Raw genomic sequence first — 5,009 nt, forward strand, 5'->3', positions numbered from 1 at the left:
TATTATAGAAAGTGAGGCTTCTTAGGTTGACGGCCATGGATGCTACCCCTATTTAACTCTTTTATATTTTCTAATCTACTACAAGACTTATAAAAGGTATTTAAAGTTGTATAGATATTTTCACAACTCATATCTAAATCTTTTAATTCGGCATATTTATAGTGCCATTGGCTATATCCTTTTTTATCTATAACGCTCCTGGTTATCCACCCTTTACTTCTACTATGAATATTATCTATATAGTTCTTTTTATTCAGCTTTAATGCGTTTCTCACTTATTCACCTCCCCCTTTGTAAAACTAAGAAAATTATATCATATTTTCTTAAACTTAATGATAACAAAATTTTATACTAGAAACACCATATTAATAAAAAGTAGAACTATAAAAATTTATAGTTCTACTTTTTTATTAATAATTTTATAATATTATTGGTTTATAATTTAATATTTTATCTGCAACTTCTTCAGAAGATAATTCAGTATAAAATATTAAGTCAGTTGGATTTGGGCAAACAACATTTTCTTCTAGTTTAAATACTAATTCATCAATGAAAGATTCTGACCATTCATCCTTAGGATTCCTTATAGAATCTATTAACTTTATAATTTCTTCTTTATTAAGCTTTTCCATTTTAATTACAACTCCTTTTAATAAAATAATTAATCTATCTTGAATTCCCCTCTTTGAAAGTGGTAATCCTTATCTAAAATTTCTTGATGGTATCTTGGACTTACTATTACTAGATTATCTAAATTATATACATCTCCACCATCCCAAATAGGTTTTTTGTGATGTAATTCATATCTAGTCCTAGAACCAAGCCTTTGCTCTTTAATAACCATTGGTGCGTTACCTTTTAACATATTAGATATATTACTTTCACTAAATTCTTTAGCATATTTACTCTTAGACATTTCTTTCCAAAATTCCGATCTAAATTCATTGAAATCTTTAAATTTTTTTCCTTGTAATTTAATCCCTACCTCTTTTGGAATAAGAATAATATGCCCTTGTCCTCTACTAATTTTTTCATAACTTTTTAATAACTCTGCGCCTTCTACAATACCAGGTTGAGCTCTTTTAAAACTAGCCTTAAATATTCTAGCTACAGGTCCAGCATCTTTTACACCCTTCTTAACTAAAAACTCTGAAAACTCCGGTAATAATAAACACGCACCTAAAGTAACTCTATCATACTTTTCACCTGTTATTATATCTTTTCTTGCTATAAATTCAACTAAATCTTTTGCAAAATCAATAGGAGTCAATGATAACACAAATGATACCAATTCTCCAAAAGGAACTTGCAATGCAAAAGCATGATGATATTTTTCAAGATTTCTTAATTCATTAACTGGCATTAAATGATATTTATTATCATGAGGCATTAATCTCCATTCAAATTCTATATCAACTCCCTCTATATTCATTGTTATGCTTTTTAATAGTTTGTCAGGAGTAGTATCTATAATTCTCTCATTTGAACTATTGTTTTCACTATAGATTTCTATAAATTCAGAGTGTACATATCCAGCTATAGGTGAAGAAATTTTATACCATATTCCATTTTTAGCAACTATATTTACCTTATCTCCTTGATGTAACTGTCCTATTGAATCATAATCTCTTCCTGGTCCTTTTCTTACATTTAGGAATGTTTGTACATTTTTCACTTCTCCTGTTGCTTCATAACTTATATCTGAAGATGAGATTCCTCCTGTACTGCCTGAACCTGTATTTCCTCCAGTACTTCCTCCTGATGAACTACCGCCAGAACCTCCTATTAAGTTTGTTACTGCATTTATACACTTTTGAAGATATCTTCCATTAACAGCATCTGAATGACTATAACATGATTGTGGTAATTCTATTAAGGCTGCTCTTACTCCTATTGAATTTGCCCATGATATTAAGAATCCTCCTTGATATACTCCATCATAACTTCCATTTACAAATCCAAATTGATTTTGGAATGCTCTTGATATATGTGAATCTCCTATTGTCTTATCTTCACATCCGTGCATATCTATTAAATTTTATATTTCCTTTTCTTTCAATGAATTTTGTATCTTTTGCTATTTTATTTATTTCATTAATATCAAAACTTTCTTTTATATTTTTAGATAAATATTTAAGTTTTTTATTCATAAAATTAAGCCTCACTTTCTATAATAATTAATTAAATATTATAGAAAGTGAGGCTTCTTAGGTTGACGGCCATGGATGCTACCCCTATTTAACTCTTTTATATTTTCTAATCTCCTACAAGACTTATAAAAGGTATTTAAAGTTGTATAGATATTTTCACAACTCATATCTAAATCTTTTAATTCGGCATATTTATAGTGCCATTGGCTATATCCTTTTTTATCTATAACGCTCCTAGTTATCAATCCTTTACTCTCACTATGAACATCATCTATATAGTTTTCCTTATTCACTTGTAATAAGTTCCCCACTTATTCAGCTCCCCCTTTGTAAAACTAAGAAAATTATATCATATTTTCTATTATTTATTTACTAAGCTAATTGAAATTAAGCTACTATTTTAAATACTTTATAAATTTTACAATAAATTTAGCCAATATAACTTTTATTTTTAAAATTGTTTATATTTAATATTTCAATATATTTTGAATCTATATAATTAGATAACCATACCTTATCTTTTCCTATATAAAAATCAAATCCATCGTTCCAAGCAGCTAATGAATTTATCTTCAATATTATTGGCTTCTTATCATATCTTAATCCTACTTCATATGCCTCATTAATATTAGTTGTTAAATGCACATATTGTCTCTGCATAGGTTTTAATCCAAATTTAAATATATTATTAATTGCTTTATTACTTGTTCCATGAAATAAATATTCAGGTGGTTTACTTTTATCTTTCTTTATTTTCTTTTTTAATGAATGTCCATATAATGCTCTTATTTTATCATTAAGTATTTCAAATCTTTTTTTATCTGAAGTTTTAATTATATGTTTAATCTCATTCTCAGTTATTTTTTCAGTATTAATTAAATTTAAAATAGGAATTAATTTTTTTAATTCTACCCACCCAAATTCATCAACTACTAAATCATATTCAATAGCTTTATGCCTTAAAATATATGAAATACTTTTACTTATTTTTTCATAATCCATAAAAGCCACCTTATTCTAATTCAATCTTATTAAATTCTATTAATTCATCTATAGCATCTTTAAACCACAACCAAAAATTATTATATATTGATACTTGCTCAAATCCTTCTGATGCGAAGTCATGTATTAATTGAACTTGACCTTCATTATAGCCAACTTCAAAACATGCTACATCATCATTATCAGCTCTTTTAGCAAATGGTATTAATTTTCTTTTAGGATATCTTTTTTTTAATCCATTTAACTTATTTAAGAATTCATCTCCACTAAGTATATACCATACATCAAAATCTATTAAATTAAGTTCTAAAATTTTAATAAATTCCTTTGGATATCTAAACTCTTTATAATCTATATTTTTTTCTAAATCTTTTATATTCATTTTACATACCAATCCTTTCAATTTCATAACTTCCTAATAGGTTATTATCTCTAAATTTTTTATTTTGCTTACCACTTCTAAATCTTATTACATCTCCCCAAGTTTTTGACACTTTATATTTAACAGTAAATCTTTCAATCATCTCTTTATCTACTAATTCTTCAGTTTCTTAATGTATATTAGCTAAAACAGTAGTTTTAGTTTTTCTAGCTGCGACAACTCTAGTATTATCTATCGTAGTTAATTTTCCATCTTCCATTTTTATAACATCAATAGAATCACCTTTCCACCCATTTTTTTCATACTTTCAATTATTTCTCCAGCTCCATTTACAGATGATTGACTAAACCTAATTCTTTCTGGATCTAGTTTTATTGTCTTTCTAGAAGATTGTTTTAATGCTGTTATTATTTCATCAGTATTTTTAAATGAATTATGAAAAATTACTGAACTTAAATTAAGTATTAATGATGTTCCCCTACTAATTTCTTCACCTGTTATTATATCTTTTCCAACTATATGCACATTATCTATATAATTTCCCTTATTCACTTGTAATACGTTCCCCACTTATTCAGCTCCCCCTTTGTAAAACTAAGAAAATTATATCATCTTATAAAAAAGATTCACAACAAAAGCTATTGCGAACCTTTTAAATTATTAGTATATTAATTTATTTTAACTTCTTCATTAGTATTTTTATTAACAAGATATATTTCCAGATTATCTTTATTCACTTCTTTAGGATTATAAAGAAGTTTTGCCATATAGAATTGATCATATTCTGAATTTTTATTATATTTAGAATCTATCTTACTATAATTTTTTATGGCTTTTTCATAAAATCCAGCCCATTTTTCTAAATTATAAATTTGATTTAAATTTCCACTTTTAATTCTAATAGCATATTTATTACTTATTTCTTCACTTTGTTCATGACTTATATTACCTACAAAAATAGGTATAAATGATCCAAAATCAAAATTTCCTAAACTTAAAATATTAAAATCAATATTATCTAATTTAAATGTTTTATTTATTTCTTTATAGTTTTCTTTAGTTAGATAAATAATTCCTTTAGTTTCTATCCTTTTATCTATTCTTTTTTCTTCATAAATCAATTTACTACTACCTTTTTCTCTTGCATTTACTAAAAAACTAGGATTTTTTACGTATAAATCATAATTTTCTCTAGCTACAATAATCCCGACATCAACAATATGCATTTTATTGTTATTAATTTCATTTAATATGTTATCAGAAGATATAAAATAAGCTTTATCAGGAAATTGAACACTACCTGTAATATTAAAATCTCCTTCTTCTATAGGTGAACCATCTTTTGTTTCAACATTATAATCAAAAAGAACATAATGATTGAATAATTTTGGTTTATTTATTTGAACTTTATAGTTATCAAATTCTACATTATACGGAAATTGTGTTTCCACTTCTTTAGTTTCTTCTATTTTTGT

Annotated in this window: 10 protein-coding genes; all 10 read right to left on the bottom strand. The window is 25.8% G+C overall.

Translation table 11 applies throughout. The features are described 5' to 3' along the window. Window positions 1-2 precede the first annotated feature (2 nt). Entirely contained in the window at window positions 3-275 is a 273-nt protein-coding gene (locus Q1J60_RS00760) for a hypothetical protein (protein WP_300257188.1), read from the bottom strand. 144 nt (window positions 276-419) lie between these two features. Next, window positions 420-632, bottom strand: a complete 213-nt coding sequence (locus Q1J60_RS00765; protein ID WP_300257191.1) for a bacteriocin immunity protein — start codon at window positions 630-632, stop codon at window positions 420-422. Window positions 633-661: 29 nt separating this feature from the next. Continuing rightward, complete coding sequence (locus Q1J60_RS00770; protein WP_300257194.1) at window positions 662-2,026, bottom strand: pyocin-S2/colicin E7-DNase domain-containing protein; 1,365 nt, start codon at window positions 2,024-2,026, stop codon at window positions 662-664. After that, window positions 2,013-2,150 (bottom strand): hypothetical protein, encoded by a 138-nt coding sequence (locus Q1J60_RS00775; RefSeq protein ID WP_300257215.1) that lies wholly within the window; start codon window positions 2,148-2,150, stop codon window positions 2,013-2,015. Before Q1J60_RS00775 ends, Q1J60_RS00770 begins: the two co-directional genes overlap by 14 nt. A 38-nt stretch (window positions 2,151-2,188) precedes the next feature. Further along, on the bottom strand, window positions 2,189-2,461 hold the full coding sequence (locus tag Q1J60_RS00780) for a hypothetical protein (RefSeq protein ID WP_300257197.1): 273 nt from the start codon (window positions 2,459-2,461) through the stop codon (window positions 2,189-2,191). A gap of 118 nt (window positions 2,462-2,579) precedes the next feature. Beyond that, entirely contained in the window at window positions 2,580-3,152 is a 573-nt protein-coding gene (locus Q1J60_RS00785) for an RNA 2'-phosphotransferase (protein ID WP_300257200.1), read from the bottom strand. A 10-nt stretch (window positions 3,153-3,162) separates the two neighbouring features. Continuing rightward, complete coding sequence (locus Q1J60_RS00790; RefSeq protein ID WP_423249095.1) at window positions 3,163-3,555, bottom strand: hypothetical protein; 393 nt, start codon at window positions 3,553-3,555, stop codon at window positions 3,163-3,165. Continuing rightward, complete coding sequence (locus Q1J60_RS00795) at window positions 3,536-3,676, bottom strand: hypothetical protein (protein WP_300257202.1); 141 nt, start codon at window positions 3,674-3,676, stop codon at window positions 3,536-3,538. The genes Q1J60_RS00790 and Q1J60_RS00795 overlap by 20 nt, the downstream gene beginning before the upstream one ends. A 119-nt stretch (window positions 3,677-3,795) precedes the next feature. Further along, on the bottom strand, window positions 3,796-4,104 hold the full coding sequence (locus Q1J60_RS00800; protein WP_300257206.1) for a hypothetical protein: 309 nt from the start codon (window positions 4,102-4,104) through the stop codon (window positions 3,796-3,798). Window positions 4,105-4,202: 98 nt separating this feature from the next. Further along, a complete protein-coding gene (locus tag Q1J60_RS00805) occupies window positions 4,203-5,003 on the bottom strand; it encodes a hypothetical protein (RefSeq protein ID WP_423249096.1) in 801 nt (266 codons plus the stop codon). Between the last annotated feature and the right edge of the window lie 6 nt (window positions 5,004-5,009).

Source organism: Clostridium sp., from assembly GCF_029258205.1.
In the GTDB taxonomy this organism is placed as follows: domain Bacteria; phylum Bacillota; class Clostridia; order Clostridiales; family Clostridiaceae; genus Sarcina.